This is a genomic window from Flagellimonas pacifica, assembly GCF_900215465.1.
Lineage (GTDB): Bacteria > Bacteroidota > Bacteroidia > Flavobacteriales > Flavobacteriaceae > Flagellimonas > Flagellimonas pacifica.
Genome location: NZ_OBEH01000002.1, coordinates 268334 through 289632 on the forward strand (window position 1 = coordinate 268334; position 21299 = coordinate 289632).

Here is a 21299-nt window from a genome sequence, read left to right on the forward strand (position 1 = left end):
TTATATGGAATCAATATTGGAAACAGCAGATTGGTGGGTTCTGGCTGCCTATCTTTTGGCACTCATCGGAGTTGCCATTTGGGTGGTGCTTCAAAAAAATAAAAATACCGAAGACTACTTTTTGGCCGGCCGAAATGTGGGCTGGTTTGTAATTGGCGCTTCCATTTTTGCTTCCAATATAGGTTCTGAACACGTAGTAGGATTAGCAGGCACAGGAGCTGAATCCGGAATGCCCATGGCCCATTACGAACTTCACGCTTGGATTGTTTTGCTCTTAGGTTGGCTTTTCTTGCCTTTTTATTTCAGAAGCAAAGCTTTCACCATGCCTGAGTTCTTGGAAAAGCGGTTTGATAGTCGTTCAAGATGGTTTCTTTCTGTTTTTTCCTTAGTAGGTTACGTGATTACTAAAGTATCTGTAACTATATATGCCGGTGGCATTGTGGTTTCCGAGCTCTTGGGGATTCCATTTTGGTATGGAGCAATAGGCATTGTTGTTTTCACTGGGGCCTATACTATTATTGGTGGGATGAAGGCAGTTATTTATACAGAAACACTTCAAACTGTAATTCTCATTGCCGGGTCATTGATTATTACCTATTTAGGATTACAAAAAGTAGGTGGATGGGAGGAGCTTCGTCTAATAGCTGGTAGCGAACATTTTAATCTGTGGCGGCCAATTTCTGATCCAGATTTTCCATGGACAGGAATGTTGATTGGAGGAACTATTGTTGGTATTTGGTATTGGTGCACAGACCAATACATTGTGCAACGAACTTTGGCTGCCAACAACATTAAGATTGGAAGGAGAGGAGCTATTTTTGGAGCTTACCTAAAATTGTTGCCCATTTTTATTTTTCTGATTCCTGGAATCATAGCTTTTGCCCTTGCTAAGCAAGGCGTATTGACCTATGAAAAGAGTGATGAGGTTTTTCCAGTACTTGTGAAAACCTTGCTGCCTGTTGGCCTTAAAGGATTGGTGGCCGGAGGATTAATGGCTGCTTTGATGAGTTCTTTGGCTTCAGTTTTTAACTCGTGCTCTACAATCTTTACAATTGATATCTACAAAAAATTAAAACCACTTACCGCAGAAAACAAACTTCTACGAATTGGAAAAGTTGCAACATCCATTGTTGTTGTTCTTGGGATTATTTGGATTCCAATCATGGAAAAGATAGGAGGAGGTGTTCTTTATCAGTACCTGCAAAGTGTACAGTCGTATATTGCTCCACCCATAACAGCAGTCTTTTTATTGGGAATTATTTGGAAGCGGGTTAATTCTAAAGCAGCTATAATTACACTATTCTCAGGTTTAGTGGTTGCAGCACTTCGTATTTTGGCAGAAATATATCAAGCTGATTTATCTGGAGCCTTTTTAGAATTTGCCACGATTAATTTTGCGCATATGGCTATTTTCATGTTTGTCTTTTCGGTGATTGTTTGCATTGGGGTTAGTTTGGCAACAAACCCACCCAATTATGGTTTGATCAAAGGCCTTACTTTTGGTACCTTGTCGGCAGAGGATAGACAATTGAACAGAGAAAGCATTTCTACTATTGATATTGTGCTTTCACTATTGCTTATTGCTGTTGTCGTATTTATTCTGTCCTATTTTACTGGATAAATTAGGCTTCTGAAGGATAAAATCAGTGGATTATGAAAAAGCTTACCTTAAAAGATATTGCTTCCCATTTTGGTGTGTCCATCTCAACAGTTTCAAAATCGCTTAAAGACAGTTCTGAGATTAGCAGGGAAGTGAAAGTAAAGATTCAGGAATATGCTAAAGAACATCATTACAAGCCAAATCGTGTTGCTCTAAATTTGTTGAACAAAACTACAAAAGCCATTGGCGTCATAGTCCCTAATATTTTAAATTATTTTTTTACCCAGGTATTTTATGGAATTGAACAATCTGCAAATGCACGAGGGTATACCATTATAAGTTGTATTTCGGATGAATCTTACAAAAAAGAGCTTCAAACGGTTGAATTACTTGGATCTGGTATTGTTGATGGAATAATTCTATCACTCTCAGAAGAAACACAAGCTAGGGATAATACCGAACATTTACAGAATCTTATTGAAAATCATGTTCCCATGGTATTGTTCGATAGAGTCACCGAAAAAATAAGTTGTGATAAAATTGTGGTAGATGATTTTGAGGCCGGTTACAACACTACAAAACATCTGTTAAAAACAGGATGCAATAAAATTGCCATTATTTCAACCATATATAATTCCAGTGTTGGGAAACTCCGTGTTGAGGGTTACAAAAAGGCGCTACGGGAGAGTGGATTCAACTATGATGGAAAAAATGTAGTAGAGGTTGGAAAAAATGAGGATTTACAACTTTTGATTTCCCTTTTATTGGACAATAGGGAAATAGATGCCATAATTGCATTGGATGAGATGACAGCTGTGGATACCCTCAACATTCTAAAACTAAAAGGAATCACCGTTCCAGATGAAATCTCCATTGTGGGCTTCACCAATGGAAGACTTTCTAAATACGTATCGCCGGCATTGACCATGGTCAGCCAACATGGAAAATATATTGGTGAACTGGCGGCAAACATACTTGTTGATCGAATAGAGTATGAAGGAGAGATGCCATTTACTACCAAGTTGGTAAAAACCACCCTAATCGAAAGGGATTCTACAAAAAAGGATCAGTAATCTTCATTTTCGGAGATAAGAAGAAAAAGCACAAAGGAAGAGGTTAATTATCAATTATATTTTCTGTCTTAGTTTGTGGTTCTTTTATTTTTTCATTCCTTCGAGACTTAATTTTTTTGGAATGACACTATTTGTTGATATGGATGAGGTGCTGGCCGATACGTATGGAGCCCATTTGGAATTATATAAAGAAGAGTTTGGAGTACAGCTTAACCCTGCTGATTGTAAAGGCAAAGAAGCTTGGCAATGTGTACCTGAGGAACACGTTAAAGGAATGATGAGCCATGCTTGGCAGGTTGGTTTCTTTAGAGATTTAAAACTCATTGAAGGAAGTCAGGAAGTAATGGCTGAGCTCAATAAAAAACATGAGGTATATATTGCTTCCGCCGCAATGCAGTTTCCAAATTCGCTAAAGGAAAAATCAGATTGGCTTGATGATTTTTTTCCCTTCATCCCATGGGAAAGGCGCATATTATGTGGGCATAAATACATCTTGAAAGGCGATGTTTTAATAGATGATAGAGCCTATAACTTAGAAAGTTTTGAAGGACGTTCCATTATGTATACTTCTCCACATAACATGAATACCAATGGATTTGAACGTGCGGATTCTTGGAATGAAATCGCCGATAAACTTTTGTAATTTAGGGCATGCAAATACCTAAAATCTTACATGTATCCTTTTTACTGGCAACGCTTTTTTTATTGGAAGGTTGTGCTGCCCAATCTACGCTTATTGAAGATGAGGTTAAAACAGTGAACATTGAAAACCTAAAGTATTATCTATATTATCCAGAAGAGTATGAAGCTGATACAGAAAAAGATTTTGGACTGTTACTTTTTTTACATGGAGGAGGGGAATCTGGAGGAGAAATTGAGGAGATTAAAAAAAATGGACCTCCAAAACTTTTGGTTGAAGGGAAGCAATTTCCATTTTTAGTGTTAGCTCCTCAAAATCCACACAAAAGGAAATGGTGGAACACGGGGGCAGTAGTAAAACTTTTAGATTCAGTGGTTGAAACAAACCGAGTTAGCAAAAAGAGGATTTACTTGACTGGACTTAGCCGTGGCGGAAGTGCTGCTTGGGAGCTTTCCACCCAATACCCTGATAAATTTGCCGCAATGGCTGTGGTTTGCGGTATGGCACCTTTACCATATGCCCATTGGATTGACAAGGATATGCCTATTTGGGTGTTTCATGGAGATAGAGATAAGGTGATTTCGGTAGAGGAATCTGACAGAATGGTGGCTAAACTAAAAGAAATGAATTACGATATAAAGTATACACGATATAAAGGGGTCGGGCACAATTCATGGAGTAGGGCATATACCAATGATTCTCTATATATCTGGTTCAACCAACAAAAAAGAGATTGATGAGGAATTTTTTTTTATGCTTTCTATTGATAACTGTTTGCTCCTGTAAGAAGCAAAATGGAAATAAATCAATAAGTATTGTTTTACCAAGTACATCCCAATCCATTGATGAAATCGTCCAAGATACCCTTGTTCATGAGCCAGTAAAGAAAAATACTTTAATGCCATTTGATGGTTTAGCTGATACTACTTTTGTGAGATTGGCAGATTTCAGTAATGACTTTGCTTACGATATGCGATATGCAACAGAGAACAATTTTTTAAAAGCTAAGGTTTACGATTGTGCAGAATGTTATACTAGGGTAAAAACCGCGAAAGCATTAATTCAAGCCAATAAAACTTTTTTGCATAAAGGAGTTAAAATCAAGTTTTTTGATTGTTACAGGCCTAATTCGGTACAATATAAAATGTGGGAGATTGTGCCCAATCCACAATATGTGGCAAATCCGGTCAAAGGCTCAATTCATAACAAAGGCGGGGCAGTAGACATTACTTTGGTAGATTTGGAAGGCAAGGAACTGGACATGGGAACAGACTTCGATTTTTTTGGAAAAAGAGCTTACCATGATAATATGGACTTACCCGAAGAAATACTCGCAAATAGAAGACTCTTAAAAGAGACCATGGAAGCGCATGGTTTCTGGTCTATCAGAACTGAATGGTGGCATTATAACTTATCTGCAGCCTCCAATGATAAGGTCGCTAATTTTAAATGGGATTGTAATGACTAGACTTTTTTACAAATTAGCACCAAAAGCTTGTCATTTAAATCAGTGGTGAAAAACAAGTAAATACCTCCACCATCTTTTATTTTGTGCTTTTTTCTGAGTTCTGCAACAGAGATTGGGAAGTTTCGAGTGGTAATATTTGCTTTGTTGACGCTCAAATCTTTTAAGGCCTTTTTTGAATAGGGGAGAATCTGGGAGATTTCAAACCTTCTTCCTGGAAACTCAATCAAATTGGTTGAAGTGTATAGATGGGAGTGTTGATGTAATTTTTTTAGACCAAACGCATTTGCAACAGATTTAAACCCTCCCGATTTCAGGATTGCAGAATTAGGTTCATAGAGGTATTTTTCTGGTTCGCCAAAGGTAGGAAAGGAGCGTTGTTCGCTTTTGAGTTGGAAATTGAAAACATCTTCTCGGTTTTGAACCAAGTTTATGGTTTTGATTTTCACATCATCATCAAATCCATGTTCTAATACAAAAAGCAGTTCTTTTACATCATTGTTGATAGCAACAACATGAATCTCCTTGACAAAATCAAGTTCCTTAAGCCCTTGTGAAATATCCAAAAGGGGAGAGGTTTTTACAAGAATGTTTGATGATTTTTCAAAAATTGCAGGAAGATGTTCTGGTAGATTTGGGATGCAATCCTTAAACAAAAACACCTTTCCTTTAACGTTACTCCTTCTAGAGGGATCAATATAAACCCAATCATACTTTTGACGGGAGGCCTTTAATGTTTCAATTCCATCCGTATCGATACAAACGATGTTATTTTGACCCAAAACCTCAAAATTATGTTGGGCAATATGACTGAGTTTTGAATCAATTTCGCAATGCGAAACTTGGTCCATTTTTTTGGAAAAATAGAAGGTATCCACGCCTAGTCCGCCAGTTGCATCCAGAAGTAATTTTCCAGATACTATTTTTGATTTATAAGCTGCTGTTTGTTCTGAACTGGTTTGCTCAATATTCAGTTTGTTTGGGTAATAAATTTCTTCGGTATGGAACCATGTAGGAAGCTTGTCTTTGCATTTTTTTTTAGCCTCTAACTGTTCGGAAAGCTCTTTCTGTGAAATACCTTCAAAATGTGGTTTTTTAAACAAAACTGACACGATGTCAGTATTCCAATTATTTTTTATAAAATGCTGTACACCAGTATTTAATATCAATTTATTCAAACTAACACTACAAATTTTTTGTTAGCTTTTCAACAAAGGAATTTTCAGCCAAAAACTCCTTTAAAATTACCTTTATAGCGGTATAAGCTGGTACTGCAACAACCATTCCTACTACCCCAAAAACAAGCCCGGCGATTATGATTACCAAGAAGATTTCAAGCGGATGCGACTTTACGCTTTTTGAAAAAATATAGGGCTGTGAAAAGAAATTGTCGATAAGTTGTCCAATGGTTAAACCGATAAGAACATAAAGTGCTTTTGGTAAAATAACAGTGCTAAAATCTGCGCCCAAAAAACTGGTCATGGTGAGGGTAATCATAATAACTCCACCAATAATTGGACCTATATATGGAATGATGTTGAACAAGGCACAAAGGAATGCTATTACTATAGCATTTTCAACTCCAACAATTAACAATGCAATGGTATAAATGACAAACAAAATAAAAAGCTGAAGCAAGATTCCTGCAAAATATCGGGATAGTAAGCCGTTGATTTTATCAACGGATTTCACCAAATTACTTTCCTTGTTATCAGGAACAAAGACCAACATCCCGTTTTGGAACAATTTGCTATCCTTTAAAAAGAAAAAGGAAATAAAAAGTACCGAGAAAAGTCCAATGCTAAAACTACTCAAGGTGTTTACAAAAGAATTAAGGAAGTTGGGAATAAATCCCAAATCAAGGCCTTCCAAAACATTTTTTTCCAAATGTGAATCCTGTATTAAATCAGAAACCTTATCTGTTGTAGCTCCAAAGTATTCCAAAATTTGGAGATACAATGTATTTACATCTGCTTTCAAAGCTTCAATATCCAACAGTGAAAGGTTTTTGCTCTGTTCAGAAATTAAAGGAATGAACAAAGACAAAATGCCTAAAAAAATACCCACCATTAAAATCATGGTCACTATCACGGCCAATGTGTTGGGGAATTTCAATTTTCTTCGAAGGAAAAGAACAATTGGTCTTCCCAATAATGCTATTACAGCTGCAATGGCCAAATAGGCCAATACAGATTGTATTTTGAATAGAAAATATCCTAAAAGAACCACTCCGGTAATTACGGCTACGGCCCTTAGAATTCCATTGGCTATAATTTTTGAATTCATCGGTTAGCTTTTAAAGGCGTACTCTAGTATGTTAGCGCCCATTCGTAATGCTTTTAATCGTACTTCCTCGGGGTCATTGTGAACCGATGGGGCTTCCCACCCATCACCAAGGTCGCTTTCAAAAGTAAACAATAACAGCAATCTTCCATTATCAAAAATTCCAAGTGCTTGTGGTCTTTCGCCATCATGTTCGTGTATTTTGGGGAGGCCTTCAGGAAACGAAAACCGCTGGCTGAAAATTGGATGATCAGCACCTAATTCTTCCAATTGTTTTTCTGGAAAGACTTTTTCCAATTCCCTTGTTAGGTAAGGTTCCATGCCATAATTGTCATCAATATGCAAAAAACCTCCCGAAAGTAGATAGGTTCTTAGGTTTTCAGCTTCTTCATCTGAAAAATATACATTTCCATGTCCTGTCATGTGGAGGTAAGGATATTGAAAAATAGATACGCTGCCCACTTCCACCGTCTCTGGTTTTTCGGTGATTTTTGTGCCAATTGTGTTATTGCAGAATGCTATTAGATTGGGTAGTGCCGTAGGGTTGGAGTACCAATCACCTCCACCACCATATTTTAACACAGCTATCTGCTGAGCTTGACAGATTCCAATCACAAAAAAAGTTAAAAAACAGCCTAAAAAGGTAAGTTGTTTCATGTAGGTGCGAATAACTAGATAATCAAAAGTACAGTATTCATGTTTAAAAAAATCTTAATTCCTTCGTTTGTGTTTTTTGGAATCTCTTTGGTTGCGATTTATGCAGCCAGAATGGAGGATAGGGTAAATGAAGAATGGAAAGTTGAGAAAGGTACATATGAGCCCGTGGTGGTGTTGGAGCTTTTTACATCACAAGGATGTTCAAGTTGCCCTCCTGCGGATGTACTTTTGGAAAAAGCAAAAAAACAGTACCCGAAAGAGGTGTTCGCCTTATCATATCATGTGGATTATTGGAATTATATAGGTTGGAGGGATCCTTTTAGCCAATCAACATTCACAAAAAAGCAAAAGGATTACAATCAAAAATTTCAATATAGAAGTAACTACACCCCGCAATTGGTGGTTAACGGGAAGGAACATTTTGTGGGATCAAATGGTTCAAAACTGACATCAATAATATCAAATTACAAGCTCAAGAAAGCTGAAAACAGTGTTGTGCTTAAAAATATGATACTATCAGGTTCCAATATTTCATATGATTTTAAGGTGAAAGGAAGCTTGGAAGGAAAACAGCTCAGGGCAGTTTTGGTTTTGGATGAACGAACCACTTCAATCAAAAGAGGTGAGAATAGAAATCGAATCTTAAAGAACAGCAACATTGTAGTTTTAGAAAATTACGTGCCATTGCAATCTTCCGAAGGCAAAGCTTCAATTTCGGTTCCTGCCATTGTTTCAAAAAATGAAGCGCTGACCCTGATATTACTGGTTGAAGAAGGCAATCTTGATATTACCGCTGCCACAAAAGCCTCTGTGATGCTTTAATTGTTGATAATGGAAACCGTGGAACAAGCTACTATGGCGGCGGTTTCTGTTCTTAAACGAGTATTGCCCAACGATACGGGTACAAATCCATTATCCATGGCAAGAGCAATCTCGGAGGTACTGAAATCCCCTTCGGGACCTATTAAAATGGTAACATCCTTATCAGCTGCAACACGTCTTTTTAACTCCATTTTTTCACCTTCGTCGCAATGGGCAATAAATTTCAACCCAGTTATTTCTTGCTGTAAATAGTCATTATAAGAGATAGGTGGGTTCAATTTTGGCAGCATGGTCTGTAGGGATTGTTTCATTGCTGATAAGATTACTCTTTCCATACGTTCCAGCTTTATAATCTTTCGTTCAGAGCGTTCACAAATAATGGGTGTAATCTCATCAATGCCAATTTCAGTGGCTTTTTCCAAAAACCATTCATATCGGTCGTTCATTTTGGTAGGGGCCACCACCAAGTGTAATTTATAGCGTTTAGGAACGGTCTTATCTTCAGAGATAATCTGTGCCTTGCATTTTTTTGGATCGGCTACCAGAATTTCAGCTTCAAAAAGATATCCTTTGCCATTGGTAATATGCAGAACGTCTCCTTCTTTTTTTCGAAGGACCTTAACTATATGCTTGCTCTCCTCTGAAGAAAAGAAAAATTGTTTAAAGCTGTTATCGAGTGATGGATTATAGAAGTGTTGCATTTATTTCAATTTACTTTTTGCATGTTCAAGACCTAATTCAATCCAGTTTTGTAATTGCTCTTCGGTTTTAAAGCCTTCAGGGGATACAAAAATGAATTCTTTCATGGGTTTTCCTGTAAATTCCATGGGTCTAACAGATTCTTGTTTCAGAATAGCTTCCATTTTTGAATCAATGACACGAACCATTAAATCGTTTTTGACCGGTCCAATGGTCATTTTTCCTTGATACAAAAAGGCAACTCCTCCAAACATCTTCTTTTCAGTAAAACCTTCTGGAAAAAGTGTTATTGCATTGCGAATTCTTTTCGCCAATTCTTCGTCATATGCCATTTTAATCCAAATGAAAATTAAAATCGAAAAGGTATAAATTTTAAATCAACTTCCAATGGTGTAACGCGCCTTGGCCGCTACTTTTTGGTCTGCAAATTTTCCTTCGAGGAACTTTAAATATCCAACAATACCTATCATGCCTGCATTGTCTGTACAATACGAAAACTTGGGAATGTAAGTTGTCCAGCCCATGGTTTGCTCAGCTTCTTTTAATCTTGACCTAATTCCGGAGTTGGCGGCAACTCCGCCACCAATGGCAATCTGTTTTATCCCAGTCTGATTGATAGCAAGCTTTAGCTTGTCCATCAAAATTTCCAATATGGTATGCTGCACTGAAGCACAGATATCTTTAATATTCTCTGAAACAAAATCCGGATTTTTTCTGGTTTCACGCTGTACAAAATAGAGAATGCTGGTTTTTAAGCCACTAAAACTAAAGTTGAGGCCATCAACTTTAGGTTTGGGAAAAGGGAACGCCTTTGGATTTCCTTCTTGTGCATATTTATCTACTAAAGGACCTCCAGGATAGGGCAATCCCATAAGTTTGGCACTCTTATCAAAGGCTTCACCCACCGCATCATCCAAGGTTTCACCAAGAACTTCCATATTAAAATAATCGTTTACCCTAACAATCTGTGTATGTCCTCCACTTATGGTCATTGCTAAAAATGGAAACTCTGGAGTGCCCATGTCTTCTTCTTCAATGAAGTGAGCCAAAATATGGGCTTCCATATGGTTTACTTCAATTAAAGGAATGTTAAGGCCCAGGGCCAAAGACTTGGCAAAAGAAGTGCCCACAAGGAGTGATCCCATTAGCCCAGGACCTCTGGTAAAAGCTATGGCAGATAGTTGTTTTTTATCGATATTTGCCTTGGCCAAGGCTTGATGCACAACGGGAACAATATTTTGTTGATGTGCCCTAGAAGCTAATTCTGGGACTACACCTCCATATTGCTTATGTATTTCTTGTGTTGCTACCACATTACTCAATACTTTTGTATTGCATAAAACGGCTGCAGAGGTATCGTCACAAGAAGATTCTATTGCAAGAATGTAATTTTTTTTGGATGCCACTGGTTTTGGAACAAAAATTGGTCGAGCAAAGGTAAAACATAAAGCCCTATCAGAAAACTCAGGAAAATACTACTTCGGATACTATTGGCAATTCTGCTGATTATGGTCTTGGGCTCTTTAATACTTTCTATACCGGCAGTGCAGACCAAGATGGCCAAATATGCCACGGAATCCCTTAATGAGGAGTTTGGCACAAATATCAATATAGATCGCTTGGGATTATCCCTTTTTAATCTGAACACAGGAATCAAAGGTATTTATGTTGAGGATTATAAGAAGGATACCCTTTTCTATATCCAAAAACTTTCCACTTCCATTCTGAATATTCGTAACATGATGAATGGAAAAATGGAATTTGGAGACATTGATGTAGACGGTCTGTTTATGAACTTGAAGACTTATGAAGGTGAACGGAATACCAATTTGGATGTTTTTGTAGACAAGTTGGATGATGGAAAACCAAGGGCACCAGGAACCCCTCCTTTTTTTATGTCATCTGATGAGATACAAATTTCAAGGGGAAGGTTTAAGCTCATTGATGAAAATCTAGAGAATCATGAAACTTTGAACTTTACAGACCTTGAGGTTTTGGCAAAGGATTTCCAGATTTTAGGACCAGATGTATCTCTAAATATTGAAAACCTTTCATTGATGAGCAAAAGAGGTGTTGCTCTTGAAAACCTTTCCACAAAGTTCAAGTATACCAAGCAACAAATGCGTTTTGACGTCTTGAGTATTCAAACCAAAGAATCAGATCTCAAAGGAAATTTGGTATTCAATTATAATAGGGAAGACTTTTCAGAATTCTTGGATAAAGTTCAGGTGGATGCTTACTTTGAAGAATCCAAGGTGTCGCTCAACGATATTAACTTGCTTTATGATGAGTTTGGCACCAATAAAATGGTCATGTTCTCTGGAGATGTAAGTGGAGTGTTAAACCAATTACAGGTAAAAGAGCTATTTGTTCAATCCGAGAATACAGGAATTAGGGGTGATTTTGAGTTTGACAACATGTTCAGTAAAGAAGCACCTTTTATAATGCGGGCAGATATAGAAAATATTACGTCTAGCTACTATCAACTAAGATCTTTGCTTCCTAACATACTTGGAAAGAACATTCCGTCTTCCTTTCAAAAATTGGGTCAGTTTACGGTTCGCGGAGACGCGGAGGTGACAGAAACATCACTCGATGTACAAATCAACCTAAATACAGCCATTGGTAGTAGTTATACCGATTTGCAGATGACCAATATACAAACCATAGATGATGCATCTTACATTGGGTTTATATCTCTTATTGATTTTGATTTAGGAAATTTTGTGGAAGATAATCGACTGGGATTGGCTACACTGGATGTTAACGTAGAAGGAAAAGGGTTTATATCAGAATATCTAAATACGGAAGCTATTGGCGAAGTGTATAAATTGGAATTCAATGATTATGAATATAATAATTTAAGGGTCTCCGGGGTTTTTAAAGAAAAATTGTTTGATGGGTCGGTAGTCAGCAGTGATGAGAACTTTAAGTTTGATTTTAAAGGATTGGCCGATTTTGGGGATGATACCAATAACTTCAATTTTATTGCCTCTGTAGATCATGCAGATTTAAAGAAGTTGAATTTCATTAATGATAGTGTTTCCATTTTTAAAGGCAACTTAAATATGGATATCGATGGTAGTACATTGGACAACATCGCAGGGCAGGTGCGTTTTTCAAACACCACTTATCAAAACAAAAATCAAACTTATTATTTCGAGGATTTTGCTGTTTCCTCTTCCTTTAATCAAGATACTGTGCGGACCATAGAGATAAATTCCCCAGACATTATAACCGGATACGCTAAAGGAAAGTTCAAGGTGAACGAATTGGGAAGGTTAATTCAAAATTCTATCGGAAGCATCTATACCAACTATAAACCGCATGAAATTTCTGAAGGTCAGGAACTGAACTTCAACTTTAAGATTTACAATAAGATTGTAGATGTGTTCTTTCCAGAAGTCATTTTTGGGCAGAACACCTTTATTAGGGGAAATATTATTTCAGACGAAGGAGATTTTAAACTAACCTTCAAATCACCCAGCATAAAGGCCTATAAAAATGATTTTGAAAATATTGAGCTTAAAATAGATAATAAGAATCCACTCTTCAACACCTTTGTCTCTGTGGAAGATATGTCCACTGTTTATTATGATGTTAAGGATTTCAATCTTATCAATACCACATTAAAGGATACTTTGTTCTTTAGAACCGAGTTTAAAGGAGGGAGGGGATTTGATGACAGTTACAAACTCAATTTCTACCATACTTTCAACGAAGACAATAAGTCTGTAATAGGCTTAAAGAAATCTGATGTTAGTTTTAAAGGAAACAAATGGGTGCTCAATAAACAGGGAAATAATAAAAATAAGGTCATAATAAATAAAACATTGGATAGCATTAAAATAGAAGATGTTGTTATGGACAATGCCGACAGGGAGCAAATTAGATTGAGAGGAGAACTAGCCGACTCTACTTACAAGGACCTGGACCTTCAATTTAAAATTGTATCCCTTGATAAGATTACTCCGGAGATTGACAGTCTTAAACTGGATGGCTCAGTGGATGGATTTCTAAATATTCTTCAAAAAGATGGAAAGTACTTACCTACTTCAAGCTTGAATGTAAAGGATTTTATGGTGAACAAAAGACGCATGGGCGATTTGGAGATAGGTATTTTTGGAAATAATGACTTGACCCAATTTGGAGTTAGTACTTGGCTAATAGATGATGGCAAGGAAAAAATGAGCATTAATGGGAAGGTGACCAGTCAAAATAGAAAAAGACAACTGGATTTAGCAGCTAACTTTACAGACTTGAATCTTGAACCGTTCAGCCCCTTGGGAGATGGAGTCATATCCAATATAAGAGGTATGGTTAATGGGTTTGCCAAGATTACCGGAGATGTTTCCAACCCTTCTATAAATGGAACCCTTAGCCTTAACGAGGCTGGTGTTGGTATTGCTGAGTTAAACGTTGATTATGATTTTGCACCATATTCAAGAGTACGTCTTTTTGACCAGACCTTTTATTTTGAAAATATTCGCCTAACTGATGTGGCAGAAGGAACAAAGGCCACTTTGGATGGAACCATAAACCACACAGCTTTTGATGATTGGTCTTTGGACTTGGATGTGGACACCAATAATGATCGGTTCCTAATACTGAACACCGGATTCGATGAAGAGGCATTATACTATGGAACAGGTTTTATAAATGGAACAGGGAGTATTTATGGATCTACCGATGCACTTACTATTGCGGTTGATGCTACAACGGCAAGAGGAACTTCTTTGAAGATTCCTTTAAGTGATATTACCAGTGTGGGAGATTATTCCTTTATCAACTTTATTGAAAAAGGTAGTTCCGAAACTTTTAAAGAAGAGCGAGTCTTACAGGATTATCAAGGTTTGGAAATGGCTTTTGACCTTGTGGTAACACCTGAGGCAGAGGTTGAGATTGTAGTAGATCAAAGTACAGGAAGTTCTTTAAAGGGTACCGGTGAAGGTATTTTATTGATTGAGATCAATACCAATGGTAAATTCAATATGTATGGAGAGTTTGTTGCTGTGACAGGGGAATATAATTTTAAATACGCAGGTGTAATAGATAAAAAGTTCAAAGTGCGCCCTGGAGGTACCATTTTATGGGAGCGGGATCCATTGGCAGCACAATTAAATTTAGAAGCAGTTTATGCACTCAACGCCAATCCCGCGCCTCTTTTAGACAATTCAAATTACACAGGAAGGATACCAACAGAAGTTGTAGTTAGACTAGATGGTGAACTGGAGAGTCCAAACATCAATTTTGATATTGATTTCCCCGGAACAAACTCGGTTGTACAATCAGAATTGGAATACAGGCTCCAAGACCCTACAGTAAAAGAACGCAATGCTTTTTTTCTATTGGCACAGGGTTCTTTTGCAAGTGAGCAAACAGGAATTAACCAACAAGCCGTTACAGGAAATTTAATTCAAACGGCTTCTGGACTTCTAAATCAAATTCTTGCAGGAGATAATGATAAATTTAACCTTGGGGTTTCTTACGAACAAGGGTATGTGGACACTAATGCTGATATTTTGACTGAGGACAGGATAGGTGTTACCGTTTCAACCCAGATTTCAGACAGAGTTTTGGTCAATGGTAGGGTAGGAGTTCCAGTTGGTGGGGTTTCTGAAACAGTTGTTGCCGGAGATGTTGAAGTTCAAGTGTTGTTGAATGAAGAAGGAACATTGAGTGCAAAGATTTTTAATCGTGAAAATCAAGTACAACAATTTTTGGCTGAACGACAAGGATATACTCAAGGTGTAGGACTTTCTTACCAAGTAGATTTTAATAGCTTCAAGGAACTGATGCAAAAGGTATTTAAAAAGAAAGAAAAAAAGGAGGTGCCCCCAAAACAAGAACAATCTACCGAGATTATGGGAAACGATAGCCTGATTCGTTTTCGTCCTAAGAATACCACTGCCAAGAAGTTGTCAAATTAAGGGGGTGTATTTTTAGAATTTCTCAAAAAAAAACCAACGAAAACGTTTGCGTAAATAACCAATATCAAATTCGTTATTATGTCATTCATTTATTAAATAAAGTTTGCTAGTTTTGATCTCTTAAAATGTTAAATGGGGTCAGAAATCAAAAAGATAGCGGTACTTACCTCAGGTGGAGATTCCCCAGGAATGAATGCTGGAATTCGCTCTGTGGTAAGAACTTGCGCATACTTGAACATAGATTGCGTAGGAGTTTATAGAGGATATCAGGGAATGATAGAAGGAGATTTTAAACCTTTGGATGCCCGTAGTGTAAATAATATCATCAATAAAGGTGGAACTATTCTAAAATCGGCTAGATGCGACGAATTTAGAACCAAAGAAGGGAGAAAAAAAGCCCACGACCAGTTGGTGACGGAAGGTATTGACGCATTTGTGGTCATTGGAGGTAATGGAAGTTTTGCCGGCGCTCTGATTTTCAATGAAGAGTACAATTTCCCAGTAATAGGTATGCCAGGTACCATTGATAACGATATTCTTGGCTCTACCTATACCATTGGCTTTGATACTGCAATAAATACGGTAGTGGAAGCAATAGATAAAATACGTGACACTGCCAGTTCCCATAACCGCCTTTTCTTTGTTGAGGTAATGGGAAGAGATGTTGGTCATATTGCTCTTAATGCAGGTGTTGGAGCTGGGGCCGAAGAAATCTTAATTCCAGAACAGAATTTAGGATTGGAACGGTTACTAGAATCCTTGAAGCGAAGCAAGAAATCTGGAAAATCTTCAAGTATTGTTATAGTGGCCGAAGGAGATAAGATAGGTAAGAACGTTTTTGAACTTAAAGAATACGTTGAGGAGCATTTACCTATATATGATGTTCGTGTGTCTGTATTAGGACATATGCAGAGAGGTGGAAACCCCACATGTTTTGATAGGGTGTTGGCTAGTAGAATGGGAGTAAAGGCCGTAGAAAGTCTATTGGAAGGAAAATCTAATTACATGGTAGGTATTAGGGACAACCAACTTATACTTACACCAATAAGTGAGGCCATTAAGGCCCATACAGAGATTGATGAGGAACTTGTGAAGGTTTCTGATATAATGACTACATAATAAAAATCAAATACAGAAAAAATGTCAAATTTGAAAATTGGAATTAACGGATTCGGTAGAATTGGGAGATTGGTATTCAGAGCTACCGTAAAGAGAGCTAATGTGGATGTGGTCGCAATCAATGATTTATTGGATGTTGAACACCTAGCATACTTATTAGAGTATGATTCGGTTCATGGTAGATTCGATGGAACAGTTGAGGTAAAAGATGGAAACCTTATCGTAGATGGTAAAACAGTTAGAATTACCGCCGAAAGAGATCCTAAAAATCTAAAGTGGGATGAAGTAGGAGCAGATATCGTTGCAGAATGTACAGGAATTTTCACCACATTGGAAACTGCACAATACCATATTGATGGAGGAGCCAAAAAGGTAGTTATCTCAGCACCTTCCAAAGATGCCCCAATGTTTGTTATGGGAGTTAACCATAATGATGTAAAAGCATCGGATACCATTGTATCCAATGCATCGTGTACCACTAACTGTTTGGCCCCATTGGCTAAAGTGTTGAATGATAACTTTGGAATTGTTGAAGGTCTAATGACCACTGTACACGCGACCACAGCAACTCAAATGACTGTTGATGGCCCATCTAGAAAAGATTATAGAGGAGGAAGAAGTGCTATGTTGAACATTATTCCTGCATCTACAGGAGCAGCTAAAGCGGTTACCAAAGTTATTCCAGAACTTTTGGGGAAACTTACCGGTATGGCATTCAGGGTTCCAACTGCTGATGTTTCTGTTGTTGACTTGACAGTGAGATTGGAGAAGGCAACCTCTTATGATGAAATCAAGAAAGCTTTTAAAGATGCTTCTGAAGGAGATTTGGCAGGAATTTTAGGTTATACTGAAGAGCCAGTAGTATCACAAGATTTTATTGGAGATGCGCGAACTAGTATTTTTGATGCTGGGGCGGGAATGGAATTGAATTCCAACTTCTTCAAGGTAGTTTCATGGTATGACAATGAAGCTGGCTATTCTAATAAATTGATTGATTTAGCTGAGCACGTAGCAAATCTTTAATTCATTATCTTATAAGAAAATCCAGGAAAGGTCTATCATCTTTCCTGGATTCAATATAAAACCTTGCTTATGATATTGATTGTGGATAGTGGAGCAACCAAATCAGATTGGATTGCCCTAAATGATAAAGGCGAACAGTTGTTCCTGACCCAAACTTTGGGATTAAGCCCCGAAGTACTGACCAGAGAGGTCATTGAAGATCGTTTAGCCAACAATTTTGAACTTTCCAAGAACAAGGATATTGTAAGTCACCTATATTTCTATGGAGCTGGATGTGGCACCGATAGAATGAAGAACTTTTTAAGAGAGATTTTTAAGGATTTCTTTCCAAACGCCAAAACTGAAGTACGGGAAGACACTTACGCGGCTATCTATTCAACCACTAAAATTGGTCATCAAGGTATTGTTTGCATATTGGGTACAGGGTCTAATTGCAGTTATTATGATGGACATCAATTGTTCCAAAAAGTAACCTCTTTGGGATATATTTTAATGGATGATGGAAGTGGTAATTTCTTTGGAAGAAAATTGATAAGAGATTATTATTATCATAAGATGCCCCAAGATTTGGGGATAAAATTTGCCAAAGAATATAACCTAGAGGCAGATGTTATCAAGGAAAACCTATACAAACAGCCCAACCCAAATACCTATTTGGCAACTTTTGCCAGGTTCATTATTGAAAATAAAGAACACCCATATTGTCGTGGCGTCATAGATAAAGGATTGCAGCAGTTTGTGAACAACTACATTATGCAGTTTGAATTGGCAACCAAAGTTCCAATCAACTTTGTAGGTAGTATTGCGTATTTTTTGCGCGACGAACTAGCTACGGTTTTAGAACGCAACGATTTGATATTGGGAGTTGTTAGGCAACGACCTATTGAGGGGCTTGTAGAGTTTCACAAAGAAACTATTTAACTGCAATCATAGAGATTTCTACATTTACAAACTTTGGAAGATTAGCTACCTCTACGGTTTCTCTTGCTGGTGCTGTTTCTGCATCAAAATAATTTGCATACACCTCATTTATTTCCGAAAACTGATGCATGTCTTTAATGAAAATGGAAGTCTTTATAACATTTTCAAAGGTCATTCCAGCTTCAGTAAGGATGGCCTTTAGGTTTTCCATGGATTGATGGGTCTCCTTTTTAATGTTTCCTTCTACCAATGTTCCAGATTCAGGATCAATAGGAATTTGCCCTGAAATATATAAAGTATCCTTGACGAGTACTGCTTGATTGTATGGGCCTATCGGTGCCGGTGCTTTTGGTGTGTTTATTATTGTTTTCATTACTTGGAATTAAGTTAGATCATCAAAATAATTATGGTTATCTGCGACTAAAAGGTTGACTTCTGTTTTCCCATTTGAGGTCGCTAAGAATAGAACTTTTTATACCAATAAAGAAGTACCATCGTTCAAACCTTCCAAAAGGTGTCCAGTCAAAACTTAATCGGAAACTGTCCAAGTCTCGATTAAAACTGAACCTAGTGTCGGTGAATCCTTTGTTTTTTATATCATAACCAGAGTTAAAACCTACTTCCCATTTTGGGGTAAGCTGTACATTACCAGAAAACATCAACGAGTGATTGGTAATTTCTTTTTGCCTGTTGCTATTGTTGTAAGTTGCGACATAGGTGAGTCTCATGTCCCAAGGTATTTTAGAGGCATATAGAGGGTTCTCTGTCTGATCAGGGTCCTTATCGTCTTTCTGAAAATGTGGTTTTCGATCTCGGGCGTTATCCAAGTCAAAGGGGTTGGCACCATAATCAGGATCCTTTTGTTTGGATTCCTCATCTTCTTTAGCCCCTCCTTTTTGGAACATTTCACTATTAATGGAAAAACCTGTATTTACTCTGGCAGATGTCAATCGTAAAAGCCCCCCTCCGTTTTTGGCATTAAATGTATTTATTCTTCTTCCATTATTATCAATAGCATAAGGATCTAAGGAAGCTGAAAAGTTAATGGGAACATTTTTAATGATTTCGGTACCACCACTTAAGTTAATTGGGCTTAGTTTAAGGGAGTCTGCTTCAAAGTTATAACTGGCAGAAAGGGTGAGGTTACTTAGTATGCTCACTTTTCTTGGTTCCGTTGCGGTAGAATCTTTATCTCTTACTTTGGCCTCGAGTGTATTTTGTATGGAAAAGCTCATGGAGTTTCCCTTACTCAATGATGGTCTACCATAAATACTGGTTTCAAAAGGAGTATATTGTATCTCTCTACCGTCACCATCTGTATATGTATCATAAAACTGCTCAAAAGAAGGAGCATAACTATAGCTCACAGAAGGCCGAATAACATGTCGTATGGCCTGTATCTTTTTGTCCTCTCCAAAGTTGAAGGTACCATACAACACGGTCCCTATGCTAGCACCAAGATTATATCTGTTAAAACGGTCAAAACCAGGAATAGTGTCGGTTACTGCTTTTTGTTCATCTTCATCAAAACGCCTTCTTACAGTTTCCAAAGTCCATACATCCTCATAGCTACCATTTAAACTTACACTAAGGTACTTGGCAACTTTAAAATTTGTTCCAATAGGAATTCTATGCCTTGCCCCGATCTTTGCTTCATCAAACATTTTACTGGTAAAGAAATCCTCTTCAGTAGTGGTAATGCTATTCTGGGCGTTAACGTCGTATTGAAAGTTAACGTTTTGAACAATCCCTTTTTTGATGCCATCTCGCTTTGCAAATGGAAAAATACGTTCCATACTGGCCTGAAATGTCGGTAAAGACATGTTAATGGCCTGCGTTCTGGAATTTTGGGAATGCGTTAATGTTAAGCTTGTATTTACCGATGGATATGCCGGAAATGTTTTGGAGTAGCTTATGGAGGATGCAAATGTATTTGTTTGCGTATTTGATCGGTTGACTTGATTGAGCGAGTTGGTGAAAAACTGACTACTACCCAAATTCACCGAAGCTGAAAACCTTGAATAGGGACTTGCTTTAGGATCCTGGGTATGTTGTATTCTAATATTATAATTACTTGTTCTACTAAAATCATCAAAACCTTTTTGGCTCCTGATAAGATTCTCGTAGCTGAAATTTACGTTCCCCCTAAATTTATATCGTTTGGAATAAATTGATTGAGCCCTAAACCCATAACTTCCATTGGTATAGAAATCCCCCATAACACTTAAATCCACATATTCACTTATGGGAAGATAGTATCCACCGTTTTGCAGAAAATATCCCCTTTGGGGATCATTTCCAAATGTGGGGAAAATCAATCCGGCAACTCGTCCGGTTGTTAATGGAAAATAGGCAAATGGCAACGCAATTGGTGTAGGTACATCTACAATGTAGATATTGCTATAGCCTGCAATAATTTTCTTTTTAGGAACAAATTTTGCTTTTCGAATTCTAATGTAATAATCTGGGTCAACCGTATCTTTTGAAGTGGTGAGTTTACCTTCGCTCAAAAAATAAACGGAATCATTTTCTTTTTTGGTGACCTCTGCATATACTTTCATGGCATCGCTGCCCAGTTGTCCAAGACCTGCCTGTTGCTCTGTTCTTGAATTCCAAATAAGAGCTTTTTGGGTGTCAAAATTAAACCGAATGGAATCTGGTCTAACCTCGTTGCTCCCTTGCTTAAAAAAAGGTAATTGCGAATACGTTCCCGTAGAATCTTTCATCCTTCCCGCGTAAACCTCATTTTTAATATAGTCCATAACAATGACCCCAGCCTTGAGTTCTGTATCTTGATAATAGATTTCAGCCTCATTGTACAAATAGATTTTATTATCTTTTTGGCTGAGTTTTACGTAATCTTTGGCTTTATATTTTATTTTATCAAGAAGCAAAGGTTGTTTCCCTTGAACAGAATCTACTTGCGTAGAGTCACGCGAAATCGAATCATTTAGAATGTTCGGTGGCACCAACGGAGCAGTGATACTATCAGTTATGACTTTGATAGGCAAAGGCTTAATTAGGTCTTCCTGAGCTTGGAGATTTACCATGCCAGCGAGGAGAACAA

18 protein-coding genes are annotated in these 21299 nt (G+C 37.5%); 10 read left to right on the forward strand and 8 right to left on the reverse strand.

The window, feature by feature from the left end:
• Positions 1–4 precede the first annotated feature (4 nt).
• From CRO15_RS06865 to CRO15_RS06885, 5 genes are all read left to right on the forward strand, one after another.
• Positions 5–1621, forward strand: coding sequence for a sodium:solute symporter (locus CRO15_RS06865; protein WP_097045074.1), 1617 nt, complete (start codon positions 5–7; stop codon positions 1619–1621).
• 32 nt (positions 1622–1653) lie between these two features.
• Entirely contained in the window at positions 1654–2673 is a 1020-nt protein-coding gene (locus tag CRO15_RS06870) for a LacI family DNA-binding transcriptional regulator (RefSeq protein WP_243396923.1), read from the forward strand.
• A gap of 121 nt (positions 2674–2794) precedes the next feature.
• Positions 2795–3316 carry a 5' nucleotidase, NT5C type gene (locus tag CRO15_RS06875; protein WP_097045076.1) on the forward strand — a complete coding sequence of 174 codons (522 nt, stop codon included), beginning with the start codon at positions 2795–2797 and terminating at the stop codon, positions 3314–3316.
• An 8-nt stretch (positions 3317–3324) separates the two neighbouring features.
• Complete coding sequence (locus CRO15_RS06880; protein ID WP_097045077.1) at positions 3325–4050, forward strand: carboxylesterase family protein; 726 nt, start codon at positions 3325–3327, stop codon at positions 4048–4050.
• A complete protein-coding gene (locus CRO15_RS06885; RefSeq protein WP_097045078.1) occupies positions 4050–4781 on the forward strand; it encodes a M15 family metallopeptidase in 732 nt (243 codons plus the stop codon). The genes CRO15_RS06880 and CRO15_RS06885 overlap by 1 nt, the downstream gene beginning before the upstream one ends.
• Here the strand turns inward: CRO15_RS06885 and CRO15_RS06890 are convergent.
• From CRO15_RS06890 to CRO15_RS06900, 3 genes are all read right to left on the reverse strand, one after another.
• Positions 4778–5890, reverse strand: coding sequence for a THUMP-like domain-containing protein (locus CRO15_RS06890; protein ID WP_313788456.1), 1113 nt, complete (start codon positions 5888–5890; stop codon positions 4778–4780). The genes CRO15_RS06885 and CRO15_RS06890 overlap by 4 nt on opposite strands.
• A 73-nt stretch (positions 5891–5963) precedes the next feature.
• Complete coding sequence (locus tag CRO15_RS06895) at positions 5964–7064, reverse strand: AI-2E family transporter (RefSeq protein ID WP_097045080.1); 1101 nt, start codon at positions 7062–7064, stop codon at positions 5964–5966.
• 3 nt (positions 7065–7067) lie between these two features.
• Complete coding sequence (locus tag CRO15_RS06900) at positions 7068–7718, reverse strand: DUF4159 domain-containing protein (RefSeq protein WP_097045081.1); 651 nt, start codon at positions 7716–7718, stop codon at positions 7068–7070.
• Positions 7719–7757: 39 nt separating this feature from the next.
• Here CRO15_RS06900 and CRO15_RS06905 point away from each other — a divergent pair, with 39 nt between their 5' ends.
• Positions 7758–8540, forward strand: a complete 783-nt coding sequence (locus CRO15_RS06905) for a DUF1223 domain-containing protein (protein WP_097045082.1) — start codon at positions 7758–7760, stop codon at positions 8538–8540.
• Here the strand turns inward: CRO15_RS06905 and CRO15_RS06910 are convergent.
• Genes CRO15_RS06910 through tsaD form a run of 3 tightly spaced genes read right to left on the reverse strand, consistent with a single transcriptional unit; the run spans position 8537 to position 10645 of the window.
• Positions 8537–9241: a 16S rRNA (uracil(1498)-N(3))-methyltransferase gene (locus tag CRO15_RS06910; RefSeq protein WP_097045083.1), complete on the reverse strand. Its 705-nt coding sequence runs from the start codon at positions 9239–9241 to the stop codon at positions 8537–8539. The two genes, CRO15_RS06905 and CRO15_RS06910, sit on opposite strands and share 4 nt — an antisense overlap.
• Positions 9242–9571 carry a TfoX/Sxy family protein gene (locus tag CRO15_RS06915; protein WP_097045084.1) on the reverse strand — a complete coding sequence of 110 codons (330 nt, stop codon included), beginning with the start codon at positions 9569–9571 and terminating at the stop codon, positions 9242–9244. It lies immediately after the preceding gene.
• A 45-nt stretch (positions 9572–9616) separates the two neighbouring features.
• Complete coding sequence (gene tsaD / locus CRO15_RS06920; protein ID WP_097045085.1) at positions 9617–10645, reverse strand: tRNA (adenosine(37)-N6)-threonylcarbamoyltransferase complex transferase subunit TsaD; 1029 nt, start codon at positions 10643–10645, stop codon at positions 9617–9619.
• A 102-nt stretch (positions 10646–10747) separates the two neighbouring features.
• Between tsaD and CRO15_RS06925 the strand changes: the two genes are divergently transcribed.
• The 4 genes from CRO15_RS06925 (at position 10748) to CRO15_RS06940 (ending at position 18232) form a co-directional block, all read left to right on the forward strand.
• Entirely contained in the window at positions 10748–15169 is a 4422-nt protein-coding gene (locus CRO15_RS06925; RefSeq protein WP_097045086.1) for a translocation/assembly module TamB domain-containing protein, read from the forward strand.
• Positions 15170–15301: 132 nt separating this feature from the next.
• Positions 15302–16288, forward strand: coding sequence for a 6-phosphofructokinase (gene pfkA / locus CRO15_RS06930; RefSeq protein ID WP_097045087.1), 987 nt, complete (start codon positions 15302–15304; stop codon positions 16286–16288).
• 21 nt (positions 16289–16309) lie between these two features.
• On the forward strand, positions 16310–17311 hold the full coding sequence (gap, locus tag CRO15_RS06935; RefSeq protein ID WP_097045088.1) for a type I glyceraldehyde-3-phosphate dehydrogenase: 1002 nt from the start codon (positions 16310–16312) through the stop codon (positions 17309–17311).
• A gap of 69 nt (positions 17312–17380) precedes the next feature.
• Positions 17381–18232, forward strand: coding sequence for an N-acetylglucosamine kinase (locus CRO15_RS06940; RefSeq protein WP_097045089.1), 852 nt, complete (start codon positions 17381–17383; stop codon positions 18230–18232).
• On the opposite strand, the gene CRO15_RS06945 is transcribed toward CRO15_RS06940, so the two are convergent.
• Both CRO15_RS06945 and CRO15_RS06950 read right to left on the reverse strand, forming a co-directional pair.
• Positions 18225–18605, reverse strand: a complete 381-nt coding sequence (locus CRO15_RS06945; protein WP_097045090.1) for a RidA family protein — start codon at positions 18603–18605, stop codon at positions 18225–18227. The genes CRO15_RS06940 and CRO15_RS06945 overlap by 8 nt on opposite strands.
• 37 nt (positions 18606–18642) lie before the next feature.
• The gene (locus CRO15_RS06950; RefSeq protein WP_243396924.1) at positions 18643–21282 is read right to left on the reverse strand and encodes a putative LPS assembly protein LptD; all 2640 of its coding nucleotides are present in this window, start codon (positions 21280–21282) and stop codon (positions 18643–18645) included.
• Between the last annotated feature and the right edge of the window lie 17 nt (positions 21283–21299).

Excerpts from the sequence above, each read along its gene's own strand:
- CRO15_RS06900 (WP_097045081.1), bottom strand. The coding sequence starts at position 7,718 with ATGAAACAACTTACCTTTTTAGGCTGTTTTTTAACTTTTTTTGTGATT.
- CRO15_RS06865 (WP_097045074.1), top strand. The coding sequence starts at position 5 with ATGGAATCAATATTGGAAACAGCAGATTGGTGGGTTCTGGCTGCCTAT.
- pfkA (WP_097045087.1), top strand. The coding sequence starts at position 15,302 with ATGGGGTCAGAAATCAAAAAGATAGCGGTACTTACCTCAGGTGGAGAT.
- CRO15_RS06950 (WP_243396924.1), bottom strand. The coding sequence starts at position 21,282 with ATGGTAAATCTCCAAGCTCAGGAAGACCTAATTAAGCCTTTGCCTATC.
- CRO15_RS06905 (WP_097045082.1), top strand. The coding sequence starts at position 7,758 with ATGTTTAAAAAAATCTTAATTCCTTCGTTTGTGTTTTTTGGAATCTCT.
- gap (WP_097045088.1), top strand. The coding sequence starts at position 16,310 with ATGTCAAATTTGAAAATTGGAATTAACGGATTCGGTAGAATTGGGAGA.
- CRO15_RS06915 (WP_097045084.1), bottom strand. The coding sequence starts at position 9,571 with ATGGCATATGACGAAGAATTGGCGAAAAGAATTCGCAATGCAATAACA.
- CRO15_RS06895 (WP_097045080.1), bottom strand. The coding sequence starts at position 7,064 with ATGAATTCAAAAATTATAGCCAATGGAATTCTAAGGGCCGTAGCCGTA.
- CRO15_RS06880 (WP_097045077.1), top strand. The coding sequence starts at position 3,325 with ATGCAAATACCTAAAATCTTACATGTATCCTTTTTACTGGCAACGCTT.
- CRO15_RS06885 (WP_097045078.1), top strand. The coding sequence starts at position 4,050 with ATGAGGAATTTTTTTTTATGCTTTCTATTGATAACTGTTTGCTCCTGT.
- CRO15_RS06870 (WP_243396923.1), top strand. The coding sequence starts at position 1,654 with ATGAAAAAGCTTACCTTAAAAGATATTGCTTCCCATTTTGGTGTGTCC.
- CRO15_RS06910 (WP_097045083.1), bottom strand. The coding sequence starts at position 9,241 with ATGCAACACTTCTATAATCCATCACTCGATAACAGCTTTAAACAATTT.
- CRO15_RS06940 (WP_097045089.1), top strand. The coding sequence starts at position 17,381 with ATGATATTGATTGTGGATAGTGGAGCAACCAAATCAGATTGGATTGCC.
- CRO15_RS06925 (WP_097045086.1), top strand. The coding sequence starts at position 10,748 with ATGGTCTTGGGCTCTTTAATACTTTCTATACCGGCAGTGCAGACCAAG.
- CRO15_RS06875 (WP_097045076.1), top strand. The coding sequence starts at position 2,795 with ATGACACTATTTGTTGATATGGATGAGGTGCTGGCCGATACGTATGGA.
- CRO15_RS06945 (WP_097045090.1), bottom strand. The coding sequence starts at position 18,605 with ATGAAAACAATAATAAACACACCAAAAGCACCGGCACCGATAGGCCCA.